Here is a 20,008-nt window from a genome sequence, read left to right on the forward strand (position 1 = left end):
AGTGACGACCCAACTGCTCTCCACTTGCCTGGGCACCTTCCCGCGCGTCGCGACGAACCTGTCCACCCCGCTTCGTTGCGCAGCCTGCTTCACATTGCTGGCGGCCGCACCGCTTGCCACGCACGCACAAAGCGACGAGGACCTGGCCAAGAAACTGTCGAACCCCGTCGCAGCGCTGATCAGCGTGCCGTTCCAGTTCAACTACGACCGAAAGATCGGCAGTGACGACGGCCACAAGACCTACATGAACTTCCAGCCGGTCGTGCCGATGTCGCTCAACGCGGAGTGGAACGTCATCAGCCGCACGATCGTGCCCGTGGTGAGCCAGACCGACGTCGTGCCGGGATCGAGCCAGTCCGGGCTCGGCGACACCACGCAGAGCTTCTTCTTCTCGCCCAAGGCGCCGGGGCCCGGCGGACTGATCTGGGGCGTCGGCCCGGTCCTGCTGCTGCCCACCGGCACCGAGCCCGAGCTGAGCGCTCGCAAGTGGGGCGCGGGCCCCACCGCTGTGGTGCTGAAGCAGGATGGCGCCTGGACCTTCGGCGCGCTGGCGAATCACATCTGGGGCGGCGGGGGCGTGCAGTCGCGGCCGCCGGTCAGCAGCACCTTCATTCAGCCGTTTCTTTCGTACACCACGAAGGATGCGTGGACCTACACGCTGAACTCTGAATCCACCTACGACTGGCGCAACAAGGATTGGCAAGTGCCGGTCAACGCGTTGGTCACCAAGCTCATCAAGGTCGGCGACCAGCGCATCAGCCTCGGAGGCGGCGTGCGCTACTGGGCCGTGAACACCGACTCAGGGCCGCATGGCTGGGGCTTCCGCCTCGTAGCGACCCTGCTCTTCCCCGAGTAGCTGCGTCGCGAGCCAGACCATGATGAACTTCCTGCGCGCCCGGGGCACCTCGCTTGGCGTCGTGGTGCTGGTCATGTGGCTCGTCACCGCGTTGCAGGCCGGGATCTCGTACAGCGTGGGAGAAGGCGCGTTGAGCAACCTCGAGCCGGGTGCGTTCCACGTGCTCATTCCCGTGGCCTTTGCGCTTCGCATTGCACTGTTGCTGCTTCTCGCACTGCTGTGGCTGCTTGGGCGCAAGCGTGGGCTGTTCCTCGTCATCATTGCCGCCAATGCCTACTTCACGCTGGCATTGCTGCTGGACGTCATCGCGCTCATGCGGGTGCTCGGTGGGCTGCGGCAGGCCGCCGCATCGCTCCTGATCGACGCGGCGTTGATGAGTCTTTCGAACATGCTCATCTTTTCCATCTGGTACTGGATCGTCGACCCACCGGGCGTGGAGGAAGACCCTCTCGAAGACGAACCCTGGGCGTTCCTGTTTCCGCAGCGAGGAGGCCCGCTGCCGCACTACGAGAACTGGTCTCCCGGCTACGCGGACTACCTGTTCATCGGCTTCACGACCAACTTCGCATTCAGCCCGACCGACGCATTGCCGCTGACGCGCACCGCCAAGATGCTCATGCTGGTGCAGTCGGGCATCTCGGTGGTGATCGTGACTGGCATTGCCGGCGGAGCGATCAACGCGCTGGTCGGGAGCGCGTGAGATCAATGAAACAACTCTGACGAAGACAGATAGCCCTTGCCCTGTCCGCCCGCGGTCAGCAGCCGGCCATCCGACAGCAGCGTCGTCGTGTGGGAAGCACGTGCGTGCACCAGGTCGCCTGTCGCCGACCAACTGCCTGCGGACGGATCGAAGGCCTCCGTGGAAGCGAGCGACTTGCCATCGCCACCACCCGCCGCGATCACCTTTCCATTGGCCGTCGCGCTGACGGTGTGGAAGTAGCGCGCGCGCGCGAGCGGCCCGGCCGGCGACCACGTACCTGCCGCGGCATCGAAGACCTCGGTCGAGGCGAGTGCGGATGTGCCGTCGTTGCCGCCCGCGACCAGCACGCGCCCGTTCTGCAACAGCGCGGCGCCTTGCAGGCTGCGGCCCTGCCCCATGCTGCCGGTCGGTGACCAGAGGCCGCTCGCCGGGTCGAAGAGCTCGGCAGAAGCCAACCTTGCGGCGCGCGATCCGCCGCTGCCCACGCCGCCCGCTACGAGCACGCGGCCGTCGTTCAGCAAGGTCGCGGTATGGAATGCACGCGCCGCGCTCATGCCGGGCGCTTGCGACCATGCGCCTGTGGCGGGGTCGTACAACTCGGCCGTGGCGGTTGAAGAGCCTCCCCTACGCCCGAAGCCTCCGACGACCAGCACCCGACCGTCGCGCTGCAGCGTGGCCGTCGCGTTCTGCCGCTCCTGGCTCAGATTCCCGGCCGGCGACCACTGGTCCGCAGCCGGGTCGTACACCTCGGTCGACGTCAGCACGCCGCCCGATCCGAAACCGCCCGCCACCAGGACCTTGCCGTTGCCGAGCAGCGTCGCAGTGTGGCGGATACGGCCCCTGCCGTTCATGGCATCCGCAGGCGCCCACTCGCCACGCAGCGCATCGAGCACGGTGATCGCAATCTGCACGGTGATGCTGCCCGCGCTGTTCGCGGCAGTGACGACATAGGTCGTCCCGGGCCACGCGCGTCGTGGTGCTGCCCGCTGGATTGCTGGCGACGACTTCGTAGACGGTCGTGTGAGAAGTCTCCGTCGGCGTGCCGGTGATGACACCCGTCGTCGGGTCGAGGCTCAGGCCAGAAGGCAGGGCTTGCCGCACGCTGTAGCGCGAGACCGGACCGGCGCTCGAGGTTGGCGTGTCGGGGACGATCGGCGTCCCCTCCGCGTAGACCACCGATGCATCGCGGTAGGTGAGCCCTTCAGGCGGCTGCGACCCGGTATTGAACGCGAACCCACCGCTCACGAAATGACTTCATCCGCCCGAAGTAGCGCACTCTGCGGGATGGTCAGGCCGATTGCCTTTGCGACCTTCAGGTCGATGACGAACTCGAGCTTTGTCGGTTGCTCCAGCGCCAGGTCGCCGGGCTTCGCGCCATTGAGTATCTGCACCACCATCTCTGCCAAACGACGAAACAGCGCCACGCCGTCTGGTCCGTACGACAGGAGGCAACCCAGGCCGCGATAGCCCGTGATCACGGGTATGCGTTGCTCTGCCTCGAAAGCAACCCAGTCGTCTCGTAGCCCCGCGTTCACCTGCTGCGGAAGGAGGAGCACGCCATTCACCCCTTCGCTCTTGATGGTTGAAACCGCCGCGGGGAAATCGGTGACCGCGTTGATGTCCAGCGCGATCGCGGAGAGCCCAAGCGATCGCGCTCTTTCGCGGTAGCTCTCGAATGTCGCCTCGATGCGTGCAGTGCTCAGGCCCGACAGTCGCCCACATTCCGGACAGCGGGAAAGCGCGATCTTCGTGACGCCCGGAGCCGCAGCCTTCAACAGCTCGATCTGCTTCGGAACGAGGTCGCCGGAGAAGCCCGACATCCCGGTGACCTGCCCACCCGGGTGAGCAAAGCTCGCGACCAGGCCCGTGCCAATCGGGTCGATGACGCCGAACATGACCACAGGGATGTTGCCGCCGACATCGACCATGGCACGTGCGGCGGTCGAATTGCCGACGACCAGGTCGACGCCCTTGTCGCGCATCTCCTTGGCGAACTCTGCGTACCGTTCGTTCTTTCCTTCTGAGAAGCGCCAATCGATGGTGAGGTTCGTGCCCACCACGAAGCCGAGTTCGCCCAGCCGGTGGATGAACGCCGCCAAGATCCGATCGTCGTCGGCGGAGTTCTTTGCCGTGAGCCCGATGTAGGCGATGCGATACGTACGACGCGGAACCTGGGCCAGGGCAGCCGTGCCGATGGCACATGCGAAGCCGGAGACAAGTCGACGACGACCAATCATGACCCCTCCTCGCGTCTGAAGGTCCGCACTCGGAGTGCGGGAGACGGCGGATTCGGATCATGCAGACGCCGAAGCCTTCAGGTCAAGGGAAGGGTCATGGTCAGCATTCAGTCAGGCAAACAGGCTCACGGTGCGGTGTTTGCCGCGAATGTCTCGCGGTGAGCATCCCAATAAGAGGAGACGCTCCATGACGATAGGCATCAATCTGAACGGAAAACTCGTGCAGGTGAAATCCGAGCCCGACACACCGCTGCTGTGGGTGATTCGCGATGAGATCGGGCTCACCGGCACCAAGTTCGGCTGTGGCGCTGCACTGTGCGGCGCATGCACCGTTCACCTGGACGGCGTGGCCGTTCGCTCTTGCCAGACCCCTGTTTCAGTCGCTGCCGGGCGCAAGGTCAGCACTGTCGAGAGTCTCTCCCGCAACAACACGCACCCGCTGCAGAAGGCATGGATCGCGCATGACGTTCCCCAATGCGGCTACTGTCAGTCGGGCCAGTTAATGAGCGCGGCAGCGCTACTCAGTACCAACAAGAATCCGAGCGATGCCGACATCGAAGGCGCCATGAGCGGCAACATCTGCCGATGTGGCACCTATGGCCGCATCAAGGCAGCCATCAAGTCGGCAGCGGCCGAGATGCGCCGCGCGTGAGGAGATCACCATGAACTCCAACGCCACCCTCGACACCCAATCCACGGCTGCACTTTCGCGCCGTGGCTTCTTGCAGACCACCGCCTTCGTCGGCGGCGGCCTGATGCTCGGCGTCGTCCTGCCGGGCTTCGTCGGCGATGCCCAGGCCGCGGGCACGCTGCATACGCCCAATGCCTGGGTTCACATCGCTGACGACAACACCATCACGCTGCTGTCGGCGCGCTCCGAAATGGGCCAGGGCGTCTACACCTCGATGCCCATGCTGATCGCGGAGGAACTGAACGTCGACATCCACAAGATCAAGGTCGCGATCGCGCCGCCCAACACAAAGCTGTACGGCAACGCGCTGCTGGGCGGGCCGCAGCTCACTGGTGGTTCGACCTCCGTGCGCGACGGTTGGGAAAAGCTGCGCATCGCCGGCGCACAGGTGCGCGAGATGCTGATCACCGCCGCAGCGGACAAGTGGAAGGTCGATCGCTCCACGATCACCGCCAAGGACGGCGTGCTGCACGGCCCCGGCGGCAAGAAGGCAACCTATGGCCAGCTTGCCGCGGCGGCATCGCAGTTGCCCGTGCCTGAGAAGGTTGCGCTGAAAGACCCGAAGGACTTCACCATCATCGGCAAGCGCACCACGCGCCTCGACACGCCGGCCAAGACGAACGGCACCGCGGTATTCGGCATCGACGTGAAGCTGCCGGGGATGGTCTACGCGTCGCTCGAACAATGCCCTGTCATCGGCGGCACGGTGAAGAGCCTCGACGCCACGAAGGCCAAGGCGATGCCGGGCGTGATCGATGTCGTGCAGATTCCCGATGGCGTCGCGATCGTCGCGGACTCCTGGTGGCATGCGAAGAAGGCGCGCGAGGGCCTGACCATCGTGTGGGACGAAGGTCCCGGCGCGACGTTGAACGACAAGGCCATGCTGGCGGGCATCCGTGCCGGATCGCCGTCGGACACCGTTCTGCCGCTCAAGGCCGTGGGCGATGCGGATGCCGTCATTGGCAAGTCTGCAAAGGTCGTGAAGGCCGAGTACACGATGCCGCTGCTCTCGCACTCGCCGCTGGAGCCAATGAACTTCACCGCGCACGTGCATGACGACAAGGTCGACCTCATCGGCCCGACGCAGTGGCAGGACGCGGCGCAGGCCACCGTCGCCAAGGTTCTCGGCGTCAAGCCCGAGAACGTGACCTTGCAGACGACCTTCCTCGGAGGCGGCTTCGGTCGGCGCATCGACATCGACTACATCATCCAGGCCGCGCAGATCTCGAAGGCGGTGAACAAGCCGGTCAAGCTGCTGTGGACGCGCGAAGACGACATGACGCACGACTTCTATCGCCCGCAGTCGGTGCACCGGCTCACCGCTTCGCTCGGTGATGACGGCAAGCCGACGGCGATGACGTTCCGGATCATGTCGCAGTCGGTCACGGCGCGGATCTTCCAGTTGCCGCCAGACGTGCAGGACCCGCTCATGACCGAGGCCGCGATGGCGCCCTACGAGATTCCGGCGACCAAGCACGACGTCGTCAAGCACGATGCCGGGATGCGCGTGGGCTACTGGCGCTCGGTCAGCCATGCGCTCAACGCCTTCGCGAACGAGAGCTTCATCGATGAACTCGCCGCGGCCGCCGGGCAAGACCCATACGCCTACCGGATGTCACTGCTGGCCAACAAGCCGCGCTTTGCGAACGTGATGAAGATGGCCGCCGACAAGGCCGGCTGGGGCACGCCGGCACCTGCTGGACGCTTCCGCGGCATGGCGCTGATGGAGGGCTACGACACCTACATGGCGCAGGTGGCCGAAATCTCCATGAAGGACGGCGTGCCGGTGGTCCACAAGGTCACCGTGGTCGCCGACCTTGGGCGCATGGTCAACCCCGATACGGTGGAAGCGCAGATCCAGTCGAGCGTGATCTTCGGCATGACGGCCGCGCTCTACGGCGAGATCACCATCGAGAACGGCCGCGTGCAGCAGACCAACTTCCACCAATACCAGATGGTGCGCATGAACGAGGCGCCGGTGATCGACATCACACTGGTCCCGAGCACCGAGAAGCCCGGCGGCATCGGCGAGCCGGCAACCGCGCTCATCGGTCCGGCGATCGCCAACGCCATGTTTGCCGCCACCGGCAAGCGTGTGCGCAGCATGCCTCTGACGCGCGACAACCTGCAGAACGCCTGAACGGAAATTGGACGAACAGGGCCCGGGATCTCCCCCGGGCCCGGAGAGCCGGCGAAACGCGCGTCGGGTGTCAGCGAACGAATCTGTGAACAGCTGCACCAAGACTCGCACCAAGCAGCTCGGCAGCCGTGAATCCAAAGGCGCTCGATGGCGCGATGCCTGCAAAGGTATCGCTGAACATGCGGCCGAACACCGCTGCAGGGTTGGCGAAGGATGTGCTTGACGTAAACCAGTACGCAGCGCCGATGTAGCAGGCCACCAGCGCGGACGCCTTGCCCACTGGCGAGCGCAGGATGACCAGCACCAAGCCCGCCGTCGCGACAAGTTCAGCCAACCATTGGCCCGGTCCGGACCGAAGCTTGCTGCTCCACTGGAAGATGCTCAGGTCGAACATGGCGTTGGCCAGCCAGGCGCCCAGCATGGCCCCCGCCAGTTGCGCAGCGATGTAGGGTGCCAGCTCGATCACCGGCAACTCGCGGCGCAGCGCCATGACCGCGCTCACTGCAGGATTGAAGTGCGCGCCGCTCAATGGAGCGAAGACTTCGATGAGGACGTACAGCGCGAAGACAGTGGCCAGAGTGTTCGCCAGCAGCGCAATGGCGACGTTGCCCCCCGCGAGGCGCTCGGCCATGATGCCGGAGCCGACCACCGCACACAGCAGGCCGGCCGTGCCCAACAGCTCGGCCAGCGCCTTGCGCCAAAGCGTCATGACTTGTCGACGCCCTCAAGCGGCAGATTGACCAACAGCTCCAGCCTGCGCCGGATGGCGTGCAGCGTCTGCCTGAACGCTTCCAGCTTCTGTTCTTCGGACCCTTGGGCTTCCGATGGGTCCGGGTAACCCCAATGCGCAGTGGCTGGATGACCAGGCCAGAACGGGCAGACCTCACCGGCGGCGTTGTCGCAAACGGTGATGACCAGGTCCATGTGCGGCGCGTCGGGCTTGCCGAACTCGTCCCAGGTCTTGCTGCGAAGCCCCTCGGTGGATACGCCCGCGTTGCGCAGTACTTCAAGTGCCATCGGATTGGGTTGCTGGTTCTCGCGCGGGCTACTGCCTGCGGAGTACGCCTTGAATCGCCCTTGACCCAGATGATTCAACATCGCTTCGGCCAGGATGCTGCGCGCCGAGTTGTGCGTACACAGGAAAAGGACGTTGAAAGGTTTGCCGTCAGCCATCGCAAGTCTCAGCAGCAGCCGTCCTGGGCCTTGACCGCGATGCTCACGGGCCGCCCGCTCGGGGCGCGCGGCGTGCAGCAAACGGCTTGGCCGACAGGTTGCGATTCCCGGAAGGTCGGGATGTTGTCCAAGGTTTGAAACTGCTCCCAGGCGATGCCTTGAGGGTCGGTGACCCAATGCTTCTCGCTGCGCGCATAGCAGCAGGTCGTGGTTCCTTCGTCCAGCAACGCAGCGTCGGCTGCGACGGCACGGCTCTTGAGTTCGGCGAGCTCTTCCGGTGTCTGCGCCTGCAGGCCGAGATGGTCGATGCCGGGCTCGCCACCCGTAGAGACGGCGAAGTTCACCGGTGGGTCGGTCAGCATCCACTTGGCATAGTCGGACTCGACGCGCGCTGGCTCGGCAGCAAAGAGCTTGGAATAAAAGGCGATGCTCGCCGCGAGGTCTTGCACCTTCAGGTGCACATGGAATCGCTTCATGGGGAAAGGTCCTTCAACACGAACAGGAGTTCACGGAGGCATCGACGGCGCACGCCTCGCCTTGGCAGCAGTTCTCTGTGAGATAGCCAAGGAGCGCATTCATGTGCTCGAACGAGGCGCGGTAGATGAGATTGCGGCCTAGTCGTTCCTGTGTGACAAGACCCGCATTCAGCAGCTCTTTGAGGTGGAATGACAACGTATTGGCCGGGATGCCCGAGCCCTCGGACATCACGCTGGGAGTCATGCCACGAGGGCCAGCAATGACGAGGGCGCGGAACACTTGCAGACGAGCGGCTTGTGCCAGTGCGGCGAGGGAGCGGACGACATCTTGTTCTTCCATAGTTCCATCATAGTGGAATTATTGGAGGCGTCAATCTGAGACCCGTCTGAAAGGCGACGCAACGTCCGCGTCGGCTTAGACTGATGTCATGCGGCGCGCCCCTGCAATCATCGGGTCGGCGATCTTCCTTGTGATCGCGCCGGGCACGCTCGCGGTGTACGTGCCGTGGTACATCACGCAGTGGCACTTCGAGCCTGAGCTGTTCCCCATCGCGCGCGTGATCGGCGGCATCCTGATCGCGGCTGGGCTGCCGATCTTGCTCGATTCATTCGCCCGTTTCGCGTTGCAAGGTCTCGGTACGCCGGCGCCCGTGATGCCGCCCACGCACCTTGTCGTCACCGGGTTCTATCGGTACGTGCGCAATCCGATGTACGTCGCGGTCACTGCGCTGATCATTGGTCAGGGCCTCCTGTTCGGCAGCGTCGCGGTGCTCGAGTACGGAGCGATCGTGTGGGCGGCCTTCTTCCTGTTCGTGCTCGGCTACGAGGAGCCGACGCTCAGCGAGCAGTTCCCTGAGGAGTACAAGCGCTACCGCGCGAACGTGCGACGGTGGATCCCACGCACCACACCGTGGCGCGGGGATCATTGAGCCGCGCTCCGGCGGTAAGTGCGTGTGCGGTCCGCTAGAACACGCGTCGCTGTTGGCCGCCGCTGCGGGTTCGCGGCGCTGGCGATGCCTCGATCGCCGCGCGCGCAACCAGCAAGCGCCGTTCGATTTCCGAATCGACGACTGCGTGCAGTGCCCTCAACTCGCTGTCGGTGAAATAGCGGCTGCTCTTGGGCACATCCACGGCGTGGTCGAGCAGGCAACGGACGCACGTGCGAGCGAGGAAGGCCTCGTTGACCGCTGCGGCGGCGTCCGTTGCTCGCTTGGATAGAACGGCGTAGGGAGAAGTCGGGGGGCGCGCGGGCGCGCAGGTAGGGTGTGCCATGAAAGGCCTCCAAGGATGGCGATTTGCAACAACCGCCGCACCCGCTGCTATTCGGAGGCGGCGACTCGAACGGGTTAGCAGACCGGGCCATCCTTGCGGAAACCGGCAGGCCCTCACGGGCCTCCCATCCGAGCCGCCAAAACTGGGGCACAGACAACGAAGCCGCACGAACTGCGGGACAGAACTGCGGCTTGCGTCGCAGGATGGCTATGGGCTGCTAAACCCGATCACGCTTTTGGCGTGACGAGCGGGAGTATATCGATCGGTCCTTTGCAACTTGGGCTCATGGTCATGTGCGCTTGCAAAGGCCTCATGCAACCCTGCTCTGCTCAGAACGCGTCTGCCGTGCGTTCCAGCGCCTTTCGGAGCACCTCGAAGATCACGGCCGTCGACCATCCAAAGAGCAGAACGCCATTCATTGCCGTCAATGGACCGAGCAACCGCCAGTCCGCCACCGGAACTACATCGCCGTAACCCAGCGTCGTGTAGTTCACGAACGCGAAGTACAGCATGTCGGTATTGGCGGGTGCAGCACCAACGAGCGTGTACACGAGCGACCAGACAAACACTTCAAGCGCGTGAGTGATCATCAGGATCGACACGGTGGGGATCATGACGACGATCAGGAACAGGGAGGGATTTGCTCTCTTTTTTGAACCCTCGCGGTGGGCGACGTGCACTGCCGTCGTCATCACGAGCGCGTGGATTGCGATGTTGAGCACGCAGACGATGCCACCAACGATGAATTGCCAGAGCATGTGTCACCTCTCATTGCTGATCGGACTATGCAGCCAATCTTTACGCGCAGCGACTCGCTTTTTACGTGGCTTTTATGAGTGCGGCCCTACGCTTCCGGCTCCTTCTAATCGCTCACAAAGAATGAAACAAGCCTTCGCGAAAACGCTCTCTCTGGCCTCTCTCGCCTTGCCGATGCTGGCAAGCGCACAAACCTCCGACGCTGCCACAGGGCAGGCAGCAGCCCCAGCCCAGAATCTCACGGCCAACGTTTCTCTGACCACGAACTACAAGTTCCGGGGCCAGGACCAGGATGTCCTCGGGCGCAACGACTTCGCCAAGACGAGCTGGTTCAAGCCCGCCATCCAGGGCGGTCTGGACTACGCGTTCGGCGACAGCGGCTTCTACGTGGGCAACTGGAACTCGAGCGTCAACTGGCTCAAGGGCAACTCGGTCGAGATGGACTTCTACGGCGGCTACAAATTCAAGGCCGGCGTGCTCGACCTCGACGTGGGCGTCTACCAGTACTACTACCCCGGCAGCACCGCGGGCAACACCACCGAGATCTACGGCGGCGCTTCCTGGAGCGACGAGCGCATCGGAACCTTCGCGGGCAAGTATTCGTGGACCGTTTCGAAGGACTACTTCAACTACGCGGGCCATCAGGGCGGCTCGGGCCTCGACGGCCAGAACACCAGCTACCTGAACCTGTCGTACTCGAAGGAAATCTTCCCCAAGCTCACCTTCAAGACGGCGGTGGGCTACACCTTCCTGACGAGCGACATCCGCAGCCTGGGCTACAGGAGCTACTTCGACTACAACGTGGGAGCCTCCTACGACTTCGGCAGTGGCCTGTCTCTCACCGGCTCGGTGCAAGGCGCTACCGAGCAAGCGGCCTTCAACCTGATCGCCGAGCCCGGCGTCGTCATCAACGGCATTCCCTTCGGCGTGACCGCCTTCTCGCCGAACAAGCCGCGATTCATCCTCATGCTGACCAAGACCTTGTGAGGCGGCGGCACCAAGTCGATGGCTTGATTTGCTCAGCCATCTCACGCACCATCGGCGGACTTTTGCCAGCAGCCCCCACAGGAGACCGACCATGGCACGCAAGTTTGCTTCCTCCGAACGACGGACCTTGGAAGGTCGACGGTGCGGTGCCAGTCGCTTGGCACTCGCCGTGACCCTCACCTTGTCCGCAGCCGCGCAAGCCCAGAACGCAGTGCCGGTCACAGTCGACAACTTCATTCGAGCGGAGACCGACCACTACCTGGCCACGAATGCCAAGGAGGCTGGTGGTCTCGGCAAGTTCTTTCACTCACGTGAACCGGCTTCGATCGACAAGCAGGCAGTGATTCGAATGAACCGGGACACGCTGTATTCGTTCGCGGTGCTTGATCTCGCGGCCGGCCCTGTGACGATCACGTTGCCCAATTCCGGCAAGCGCTTCATGTCGCTGATGGTCTTGAATGAAGACCACTATGTGCAGTTCGTCGCCTACGACAACAAGCCGCACACGATCTCTCAAAAGAACATGGGCACCCGGTACGCGTTCGCTGCAGTGCGCACCCTGGTGGACCCCAACGATCCAAAGGATCTGGAAGCGGTCCACAAGCTCCAGGACGCCATCAAGATCAGTCAGAAGGACACCGGCAAACTCGAACTCCCGAACTGGGACGAGGCCAGTCTCAAGGAGGTGAGAGAAGGCCTCCTGGCTCTTGCCAAGCACTCGGGCTTTGACCATGCGTTTGGAAAGAAGGAAGAGGTCAACCCGGTCCACCACCTGATCGGCACCGCCGCAGGCTGGGGAGGCAATCCCGACAAGGACGCGAGCTACAAGAGCTTCACCCCCGAGAAGAACGACGGGAAGACCGTCTACAGGTTGAACGTGCCAGCGAACGTCCCTGTCGATGCCTTCTGGTCAATCAGTCTCTACAACGCAAAGGGCTTCTTCGAGAAGAACCAATACGACGCTTACTCGGTGAATGACATCACGGCCAAGAAGAATGCCGACGGGTCGGTGACAGTCCAGTTCGGTGGATGCGACGGCAAGATTCCAAACTGCCTGCCCACTGTGGAGGGGTGGAACTACACGGCGCGCATGTATCGGCCGCGTCAGGAAATCCTGAAAGGCAGTTGGAAGTTTCCTGAAGCTCGGATCGTTGAGTAAGGGAATGAGCGTCAAGGATGGGCCGCATGAGACTAAGGCGGGCTATCGGCCACGACCGGACAGTCGGCGGCGCTGCAGATTTCGGATCGCAACGGACCCACGGAGATGATCTCCGTAGGCGCGGCATGACTCTCCTGGGGTGCGTCGCTTACTGAGTCTTTACCAGAGCACCTTCACCCCCACGCTGCCGTTGACGCCGCTGCTCGTGCGCGCGTCGCCGCCGATATCCCAGAGCTGCCCCACTTCTCCATAGAGGCTGGTGCTCTTGCTCAACTCCCAGGTGGCACCAGCGGCCAGTTCACTGCTGCTGCCGCCCGTGCGGCTGGTGATGTCGGTGCTGGCTGCGGGTCCGATGAAGCGCGTGATGTCGGTGCCGCTGCTGCGCTTGTAGAGGTTCACGCGCACATAGGGCTGCAACGTGCCTGCGCCGACGTCGTACTGGCCTTTGACTCTCACCCCAGCGCGGGCCATCCAGCTGCCATCGATATCCTGATGGATGGTGGCGCCGCTGATGGCGGTGTCATCGAGGCTCAGGTGCTGGTAGGTGATCTGCACCTGCGGCTCGATCACCCAACGCGGTGCGAGCGCAAAGCTCTGGCCCGCCTCGATCGAGCCCACCAGGCTGTCGCCCTTGCCCGTGCTCGACTGACCCAGCGACGGATACGCGGTGTAGCTGTGCCGACCCGCTTGCAGCACGCTGTCCACGTAGAGGCCTTCGCGGGTCCACGTGGCGTAGGCGCCCACGTATTGGCTGCGCAGATCGTTGTGGCCGGCCGCGTAGTTCACGACGCCGCGCGCAAAGCCACTCACATCCATGTCGCCTTCGAGTTGCCCGGCATAGAGGCCAGTGCGCCAGTTCGAATTGGCCCACAGGTCGGTGCCGGCCTGGAAGCCGGTCAGGCGACCACTGCTGCTGGGGCTGACCGTGCCTTGCTGTGCGATATCGCGATCTGTGCTGATGATGCGTCCCCAAGCTTGACGCTCGCCCAGCGCTGCACCCGTTGCCGCCCGCTCGTCGCCAACGCGCTGATGCATGTTGCCCAGCATTGCGAAATCGAACTCGCGGAACTGCTCAGGCTGAACGGCATACAGCGGCACTTCGGCGCGGTAGGTAGGCACCGGCCCGCGCGGCATGGTGGGATCCATGACCACCGAAATGGCCGATGAACGCAGATACCAGTTCTCGCCCGCGCCGCTCGCATCGGCCGCGTACAGGCGATATTCGTACGCCCCGGCGTCCACGTAGCCACCAGCGAGGCTGAATGCGTCCTTGGTGGTCTGCGCGGTGGTGGTGGCGCCGCCGGTGGCGGAGACCACCTCGATGCCGTTGCCGGTGGTCAGTGCGCCCAGGCCGCCAAGGTTGGTGATCTGGATCTTCGTGTTGCCGCTGGCGCTGGCTGTGGCGCCGCTCAGGACCAGGCGATCGCTCGCGCTGCTGCTGTCGCCGAGGGCCGTGCCCAGGCGCAGCGTGCCGCCGTTGCCGACGTAGGCGCCCGTGACGGCGAGCGTGTTGCCGGGCGTACTGCCGGGCAGGGAGACGACGCCGGCGTTGCTCAACGAGGAGAGCGTCTGGCTGAAGCCTGCGAGGTCGAGCGTGCCGCCCACGGCGACGGTGTGGGCCGAGGCGGCGCTGAAGACATTGGCCGCGCCCGCACGCAGCGTGCCGCCGGTGACGTTCGTCGCACCGGTGTAGGTGTTGGCGGCGGTGAGCGTGGTGGTGCCGCTGCCGATCTGGTTGACGTTCGTGGTTTCGGTAATCGGCACCGCGAAGTCGTAGTTGGCGGCGTTGTGGTTGAAGTTCAGCACCGCTGTGCCTGGCCCCCCCTGGATGGCCGGGGCGATCACGGTGCCGGGTGCCCCGGGCGCGTCGCCGACGGCCGCGCCGATGTTCACGGTGCCGGTGCCGGTGCCGGCACCAATGCCGCCCAGGGTGATCGCGCTTGCGGAGGAGATCGTCCCGCCATCTGCCACGGTCAGGGTCCCCGACCCGTACGCCCCCAAGGCAATGCCGGAAGTCGCCCTCAGGGTTGATCCGGCGCCGGTCACCATTCCCGTAACGCTGCCGGTCATAGCCCCGAGGTAGATCAAGCCGGCTTGCACCGTACCGCCGTTGGAGATCGCCAAGGTGCCGGCCTGCTGGAGATACTGGCTGCCGGCGAGGATTGCGGAACCAGCGCCGCTGACAACAACGTTGGCGCTCCCACCGTTATAGGCCCCGGCCGCTGTTCCACCCAGAAACACCCCGTTCCCGGTGCCCGAGGTGATGGTGACGATTGCGCCGTCCAGCACGTTGATGTTGGATTGCCCGGAAAAGCCTCGGAGCGCAATGGTGCTCAGCGTGGTGCCGCTGCCCCGCAGCGTCAGCGTGCCTGTCGTGTTCGCAGTGCTACCGACCAGCACGCGGCCAAGCAGACCGCTGCCAACGTAGTCCGCCCCTCCCTGCAGTTCCAACGACGCCCCGGCCGCAGACCCGATCGTTGTAGAGAGGTTTGCGTTCGTGGTGATCGTCACGTTGCCGTTCAACGCCGGCAGCGCCGAGGTGGCGGTGATCGCGGCCGTCAGGGTGATCGTGGAACTTGGATCCGTGCTGGCGTTCGCCTGGTTGATGGCGGTGATCAACTCGGCTTCATTCGTCGCCGCGAAGGTGGCCGCCTGCGAGACACCGCTCGCGGCCAGCGTTGCCACGGCGAGCACCGCACTCGCGCCGATGGCACGCCGTGTGCCACGTGCACGACCGCGCGGCGCACTCGCGTTCTCCGCCACCGCCACGCAGGCACCCAGACACGCATTCCAGACCGTTCTGTAGCTCCGATTCACGCGATCGCTCCTCTTCAAAAAACAGGTTTTGTCAATGAGGAGCAAACCGGAGTCGCGCCTCACAAAAGGGCGCGATCTTACATATGCAACTAAACGTTTCTCGACCGTTGATTTCGGTTGCATACAGCCGTGCAAGGCTATACGGGTCACTGGCTTGACAGCCGCCCAATCTCTCCTTTCAACATTCCAACCAACACCTCTCCCCTCGCCCGCGACATCCGCGAAGCCGGCACCACGATCCCCAGCGCCGCATCGCCGCACGACCCCACCGCGAACCGCATGCCGACACCCGCGATCCCCTTGGCGCTGATATGCGCATGCCCCAGCTCGCGCGTCTGGCGAATCCACCGCTGCAGCTTGCCCGCGCTCATGTTGTGGCTCTGGTATTCGGCCTGATGCCGCGCATAGTGCGCAGCAACGTCCTCGTCCGACATCTCGGCGAGAAACGAGAAGCTGGGAATCCCCAGCCCCAGCAGACGGATGCTGCCGACGGTCTCGAAGAAGCTGCGGATCGGATGCACGCCCTGTTCCAGATGCAGGCAATGGCTGTGATCTCCTGAGCGCACGACGAGGAACACGTGTTCCTCCGTGCGCCGCGCAAGCACCTTCATGGCGGGCAGGCAGCGCTCGATGATCGGTGCGCGCTGCATCGCGGTCAGGCCCAGCGCCATGGCCTCGATGCCGAGCCGATACAAGCCAGTGGTGCCATCGCGGCTGACGAGGCCTGCGCGCACCAGCGACGTGGCGATTCGGTAGGTGGTGGTGCGGTCGAGCTGCGCGGCTTCCACGAGGCTGGCGAGCTCGATGCCTTGTGCGTGGTGCGCAGCGACGTGCCGCAGCAGTTGCATCGCGCGGTCGATGCTTTGGGAGCCGCGCACAGGAGCCGTGCGGGCAGAGGTCTTGGCGCCGGTCATCGAGGGTAATCCCGCAGTAACGAGGTGAACTGTGCACATTGTGCACACGCACGCACTTTGAGATTGCGGGTGCGGGGCGGCTGGTCTGCAATGCGCATCAGCCACACGCAACCACTGCAAAAGTCCAACGATGACTCCGTTCCAATCCCGTCTTCATCCCGCTTCTGAGGCGTTCCAGGCGCAGCGCGCCGGCATGCTCGCGCTGGTCGACGAACTGCGCGCGCTGGAGCAGCGCGCCGCCGATGCCTCCGCGCGCGCCGCTGCCAGCTTCGACAAGCGCGGCGCCCTGTTGCCGCGAGAGCGGCTCGGGCGGCTGCTCGATGCGGGCCGACCCTTTCTGCCGATCGCGAATCTCGCGGGCTACGGCATGGACGATCCCGATCCGGCCGCGTGCGTGCCCGGCGGCTCGCAGATCGCGGGCATTGGCTTCGTGAGCGGCGTGCGCTGCATGGTGGTGGTGACGGATTCAGGCATCGATGCCGGCGCGCTCACCGAATCGGGCAACCAGAAGCTGATGCGCTGCCAGGAACTGGCGCTGGAGAACAAGCTGCCCTTCGTGCACCTGGTCGAGTCGGCAGGCTCCAACCTGCGCAAGTACCGGGTCGAGAAGTTCATTCGCGGCGGCGGCATGTTCTACAACCTCGCACGCCTGTCAGCCGCCGGGCTGCCGGTGGTCACGGTGGTGCATGGTTCATCGACGGCGGGCGGTGCCTACATGCCGGGGCTGTCGGACTACGTGGTGATGGTGCGCGGTCGTGCGAAGGCCTTCCTCGCCGGGCCGCCGCTGCTGAAGGCCGCGACCGGCGAGATCGCGACGGACGAAGAACTGGGCGGGACCGAGATGCACGCGAGCATCAGCGGCCTTGCCGAATACGTGGCCGAGGACGATGCCCACGCGATCGCGGTTGCGCGCGACATCATGGCCAACCTGGGCTGGCAGCGCGCTGAAGATGCACTCACCGCACAGCCGCCGCGGCTCGATCCTGAAGAACTCGCCGGCGTGATGGTGCTGGAGCACCGGAAGCCGATCGACATGCGCGAGGTGATCGCGCGCGTGGTGGACGATTCGGGCTGGATGGACTTCAAGCCGGACTACGGCGCAGCCACCGTCTGCGGACACGGCCGCATCGAAGGTCATCCGGTTGGCTTCATCAGCAACAACGGGCCGATCGACCCGGCGGGCGCGACGAAGGCGGCGCAGTTCATCCAGCTTTGCAACCAGTCGGGCACGCCGATCGTGTTCCTGCAGAACACGACGGGCTTCATCGTCGGACGGCACTCGGAAGAGGCCGGGATGATCAAGCACGGCAGCAAGATGATCCAGGCGCTGGCGAATTCGCAGGTGCCGCAGGTGACGATCCATTGCGGCGCGTCGTTCGGCGCGGGCAACTACGGCATGTGCGGACGCGCGTTTCATCCGCGCTTCTGTTTCTCGTGGCCCAACGCGCGCACCGCCGTGATGGGCGGCGAGCAGGCCGCAACCACTCTGGAAATCGTCGCGCGCCAGCAGGCCGAGCGAAAAGGCGCGGCGGTGGACGACGCCAAGCTGGCGGCACAGAAGCAGGAGATCGTCGCGAACTTCGAGCGGCAGGCGAGCGCCTTCTACACCAGCGGACATCTGCTGGACGATGGCGTGATCGACCCGCGCGACACGCGTGCCGTGCTGGCCTTCGTGCTTGCCACCGCACGCGAAGCGGCGCAGCGTACGACCCACCCCATGCAATTCGGCGTTGCGCGCTTCTGACGAGCGCCCGCCCATAGAGAGTCAGGAGAAAGCAATGATCTACACCGCCGAACACCGCGAGATGATGGACAGCATCCGTCGCTTCATCAGCTCCGAGATCGATCCGTTCGTCGACGAATGGGAAGCCGCCGAAATCTTTCCGGCGCATGAGCTGTTCCGCAAGATGGGCGGCCTCGGCTTCCTCGGCATCACCAAGCCGGAGGCGTATGGCGGGCTGGGGCTCGATTTCTCGTACGCCGTCGCGGCGGCGGAGGCGATGGGCTATGTGCGTGCGCAGGGCGTGGCGATGGGCGTCGGCGTGCAGTCGAACATGGCGACGCCTGCGCTGGCCGCCTTCGGGTCGGATGAACTGAAGCGCGAGTTCCTTGCGCCGGCGATCTCGGGCGAGATGGTGTGCTCGATCGGTGTGTCGGAACAGGGCGCGGGCTCGGATGTCGCATCGCTCAAGACGCGCGCCCGGCGCGATGGCGATGACTACGTCATCAGCGGCTCGAAGATGTGGATCACCAATGGCACGCAGGCCGACTGGATCTGCCTCTTGTGCAACACCTCCGAAGGCGGCTCGCCGCACAAGAACAAGTCGCTGATCATCGTTCCGCTGAAAGAGAACGGAAAGCGCGCGCGCGGCATCGAGGTGCAGAAGATCAAGAAGTTCGGCATGTGGAGCTCCGACACGGCGCAGATCTTCTTCGACGAAGTGCGCGTGCCGGTGCGACACCGCATCGGCGAAGAAGGCATGGGCTTCATCTACCAGATGAAGCAGTTCCAGGAAGAGCGGCTCGATGGCGCTGCGCGGCGGCTCTCGGCAATCGCGTGGATTCAGGAGACGGCCGACTACCTGCGCCAGCGACAGGCGTTCGGCCGGCCGCTGCTGGACAACCAGTTCATCCAGTACAAGCTGGCCGAACTGAAGACCGAGCTCGAAGCGCTGCGCGCGCTGGTGTACGTGGCGACGAAGACGTACATCGAAGGCGGCGACGTGGTGGAACTGGCCTCGATGGCCAAGCTCAAGGCCGGGCGGCTGTCGCGCGAGATCGCGGACTGGTGCATGCAGTTCCAGGGCGGCATGGGCTACACGTGGGACAACCCGGTGTCGCGTGCGTATCGCGACTATCGGCTGGGGTCCATCGGCGGTGGCGCCGACGAAGTCATGCTGATGGTCATCGCCCGCAATATGGGCCTGATGAACATGAACGCCTGAGGAGCACGGTCATGTCCGAATCCTCTTCAGACTTCAGACACATCGTTCTGCGCCGCCGGCAGGACGTGCTCTTCGCCACGCTGAACCAGCCGCAGACACGCAATGCGCTCTCGCCCGATGTGGTGGCAGAACTGGCGCGTGTGCTGGATGCGGCGGAATCCGATGACACGGTTCGCGCGCTGGTGCTGCGCGGCGGCGGCGGGTTCTTTTGCGCGGGTGGCAATGTGGGCAACTTCCAGTCGCGGCTCGATGCGGATGCGGTGAAGGGCGACGACCCCGTGGCGGCGCGCAATCGCGAGTTCGGGCACTTCATGCAGCGGCTTGCGGCACTGCCGGTGCCGGTGATCGCAGCGGTCGAAGGCGCGGCGATGGGTGGCGGCATGGGGCTCGCATGCTGCGCGGACATCGTGCTGGCGACACGCGACGCGAAGTTTGCGCTCAGCGAAACATCGCTCGGGATCATCCCGGCGCAGATCGCGCCGTTCGTGGTGGCGCGGCTCGGGCATCGCGTGGCGCGACGCCTTGGGCTCAGCGGCGAGCGCATCCACGGCGAAACGGCCGTGCGACTCGGCATGGTCGACGAACTCGCCTCCGACAGCGCAGCACTCAACGAACATCTGGCGCAATGGCTCAGCCGCATCGGTGCGTGTGCACCGCATGCCAATCGCGCGCTCAAGCCACTGCTGCAGCGCTGCGGCCACGAGGACGAAGGCGCGTTGCTCGACGACGCGGCGCGCCTCTTCGCCGCCTGCATGCGCGACGAGGGCGCGGAAGGCATTGCCGCCTTCCGCGAGAAGCGCGCGTCCGCATGGCGGCGCGAGTTCACCGCCGCCGATGTGCGCGAGGCACAGGCAACCACGCCCGCATCGGCCGCGTGAGGAATCC

20 protein-coding genes and 1 pseudogene are annotated in these 20,008 nt (G+C 64.7%); 10 read left to right on the forward strand and 11 right to left on the reverse strand.

Annotated features, from left to right (window positions below):
- Position 1: 1 nt before the first annotated feature.
- Both FHW64_RS18405 and FHW64_RS18410 read left to right on the forward strand, forming a co-directional pair.
- Entirely contained in the window at positions 2–856 is an 855-nt protein-coding gene (locus FHW64_RS18405) for a transporter (protein WP_311733329.1), read from the forward strand.
- A gap of 19 nt (positions 857–875) precedes the next feature.
- The gene (locus FHW64_RS18410; RefSeq protein WP_184528764.1) at positions 876–1,556 is read left to right on the forward strand and encodes a hypothetical protein; all 681 of its coding nucleotides are present in this window, start codon (positions 876–878) and stop codon (positions 1,554–1,556) included.
- A gap of 2 nt (positions 1,557–1,558) precedes the next feature.
- On the opposite strand, the gene FHW64_RS18415 is transcribed toward FHW64_RS18410, so the two are convergent.
- The 3 genes and pseudogenes from FHW64_RS18415 to FHW64_RS18420 all read right to left on the reverse strand — a co-directional run bounded on the left by FHW64_RS18415 (position 1,559) and on the right by FHW64_RS18420 (position 3,793).
- A complete protein-coding gene (locus tag FHW64_RS18415; protein WP_311733330.1) occupies positions 1,559–2,467 on the reverse strand; it encodes a kelch repeat-containing protein in 909 nt (302 codons plus the stop codon).
- Positions 2,468–2,534: 67 nt separating this feature from the next.
- Positions 2,535–2,801 (reverse strand): annotated as a pseudogene (locus tag FHW64_RS34870) (putative Ig domain-containing protein); the annotation flags it as partial.
- Positions 2,798–3,793, reverse strand: coding sequence for an ABC transporter substrate-binding protein (locus FHW64_RS18420; RefSeq protein WP_184528767.1), 996 nt, complete (start codon positions 3,791–3,793; stop codon positions 2,798–2,800). The gene FHW64_RS18420 and the pseudogene FHW64_RS34870, both read right to left, overlap by 4 nt.
- 187 nt (positions 3,794–3,980) lie before the next feature.
- On the opposite strand from FHW64_RS18420, the gene FHW64_RS18425 reads away from it, so the two are divergent.
- Complete coding sequence (locus tag FHW64_RS18425; RefSeq protein WP_184528769.1) at positions 3,981–4,445, forward strand: (2Fe-2S)-binding protein; 465 nt, start codon at positions 3,981–3,983, stop codon at positions 4,443–4,445.
- A 10-nt stretch (positions 4,446–4,455) separates the two neighbouring features.
- Positions 4,456–6,624, forward strand: coding sequence for a xanthine dehydrogenase family protein molybdopterin-binding subunit (locus tag FHW64_RS18430; protein WP_184528771.1), 2,169 nt, complete (start codon positions 4,456–4,458; stop codon positions 6,622–6,624).
- A gap of 70 nt (positions 6,625–6,694) precedes the next feature.
- On the opposite strand, the gene FHW64_RS18435 is transcribed toward FHW64_RS18430, so the two are convergent.
- Genes FHW64_RS18435 through FHW64_RS18450 form a run of 4 tightly spaced genes read right to left on the reverse strand, consistent with a single transcriptional unit; the run spans position 6,695 to position 8,613 of the window.
- A complete protein-coding gene (locus tag FHW64_RS18435; protein WP_184528773.1) occupies positions 6,695–7,333 on the reverse strand; it encodes an MIP/aquaporin family protein in 639 nt (212 codons plus the stop codon).
- A complete protein-coding gene (locus tag FHW64_RS18440; protein ID WP_184528775.1) occupies positions 7,330–7,797 on the reverse strand; it encodes an arsenate reductase ArsC in 468 nt (155 codons plus the stop codon). The genes FHW64_RS18435 and FHW64_RS18440 overlap by 4 nt, the downstream gene beginning before the upstream one ends.
- A gap of 8 nt (positions 7,798–7,805) precedes the next feature.
- On the reverse strand, positions 7,806–8,273 hold the full coding sequence (locus tag FHW64_RS18445; protein WP_184528777.1) for an ArsI/CadI family heavy metal resistance metalloenzyme: 468 nt from the start codon (positions 8,271–8,273) through the stop codon (positions 7,806–7,808).
- Between the two features lie 13 nt (positions 8,274–8,286).
- Positions 8,287–8,613: a helix-turn-helix transcriptional regulator gene (locus FHW64_RS18450; protein ID WP_184528778.1), complete on the reverse strand. Its 327-nt coding sequence runs from the start codon at positions 8,611–8,613 to the stop codon at positions 8,287–8,289.
- Positions 8,614–8,701: 88 nt separating this feature from the next.
- On the opposite strand from FHW64_RS18450, the gene FHW64_RS18455 reads away from it, so the two are divergent.
- Positions 8,702–9,202, forward strand: a complete 501-nt coding sequence (locus tag FHW64_RS18455) for an isoprenylcysteine carboxylmethyltransferase family protein (RefSeq protein ID WP_184528780.1) — start codon at positions 8,702–8,704, stop codon at positions 9,200–9,202.
- A gap of 34 nt (positions 9,203–9,236) precedes the next feature.
- Here the strand turns inward: FHW64_RS18455 and FHW64_RS18460 are convergent, their stop codons facing one another.
- Together FHW64_RS18460 and FHW64_RS18465 are read right to left on the reverse strand one after the other, a co-directional pair.
- Entirely contained in the window at positions 9,237–9,545 is a 309-nt protein-coding gene (locus FHW64_RS18460) for a hypothetical protein (RefSeq protein WP_184528782.1), read from the reverse strand.
- A gap of 329 nt (positions 9,546–9,874) precedes the next feature.
- Positions 9,875–10,303 (reverse strand): potassium channel family protein, encoded by a 429-nt coding sequence (locus FHW64_RS18465; protein WP_184528784.1) that lies wholly within the window; start codon positions 10,301–10,303, stop codon positions 9,875–9,877.
- Positions 10,304–10,424: 121 nt separating this feature from the next.
- Here FHW64_RS18465 and FHW64_RS18470 point away from each other — a divergent pair, with 121 nt between their 5' ends.
- Positions 10,425–11,288 (forward strand): TorF family putative porin, encoded by an 864-nt coding sequence (locus FHW64_RS18470; RefSeq protein ID WP_184528786.1) that lies wholly within the window; start codon positions 10,425–10,427, stop codon positions 11,286–11,288.
- A gap of 169 nt (positions 11,289–11,457) precedes the next feature.
- Positions 11,458–12,447 (forward strand): DUF1214 domain-containing protein, encoded by a 990-nt coding sequence (locus FHW64_RS18475; RefSeq protein ID WP_311733331.1) that lies wholly within the window; start codon positions 11,458–11,460, stop codon positions 12,445–12,447.
- Positions 12,448–12,606: 159 nt separating this feature from the next.
- On the opposite strand, the gene FHW64_RS18480 is transcribed toward FHW64_RS18475, so the two are convergent.
- Positions 12,607–15,264, reverse strand: coding sequence for an autotransporter domain-containing protein (locus FHW64_RS18480; protein WP_184528790.1), 2,658 nt, complete (start codon positions 15,262–15,264; stop codon positions 12,607–12,609).
- Between the two features lie 146 nt (positions 15,265–15,410).
- Positions 15,411–16,178, reverse strand: coding sequence for an IclR family transcriptional regulator (locus FHW64_RS18485; protein WP_184528792.1), 768 nt, complete (start codon positions 16,176–16,178; stop codon positions 15,411–15,413).
- Between the two features lie 130 nt (positions 16,179–16,308).
- On the opposite strand from FHW64_RS18485, the gene FHW64_RS18490 reads away from it, so the two are divergent.
- The 3 genes from FHW64_RS18490 to FHW64_RS18500 are packed head-to-tail and all read left to right on the forward strand — an operon-like array spanning position 16,309 to position 20,001.
- Positions 16,309–17,922, forward strand: coding sequence for an acyl-CoA carboxylase subunit beta (locus tag FHW64_RS18490; RefSeq protein ID WP_184528794.1), 1,614 nt, complete (start codon positions 16,309–16,311; stop codon positions 17,920–17,922).
- A 34-nt stretch (positions 17,923–17,956) separates the two neighbouring features.
- Complete coding sequence (locus FHW64_RS18495) at positions 17,957–19,123, forward strand: acyl-CoA dehydrogenase family protein (protein ID WP_184528796.1); 1,167 nt, start codon at positions 17,957–17,959, stop codon at positions 19,121–19,123.
- Between the two features lie 11 nt (positions 19,124–19,134).
- Positions 19,135–20,001 carry an enoyl-CoA hydratase/isomerase family protein gene (locus FHW64_RS18500; protein WP_184528798.1) on the forward strand — a complete coding sequence of 289 codons (867 nt, stop codon included), beginning with the start codon at positions 19,135–19,137 and terminating at the stop codon, positions 19,999–20,001.
- The last annotated feature ends 7 nt before the right edge of the window (positions 20,002–20,008 follow it).

The sequence above is a fragment of the Variovorax sp. Sphag1AA genome, assembly GCF_014192575.1.
Lineage (GTDB): Bacteria > Pseudomonadota > Gammaproteobacteria > Burkholderiales > Burkholderiaceae_C > Variovorax.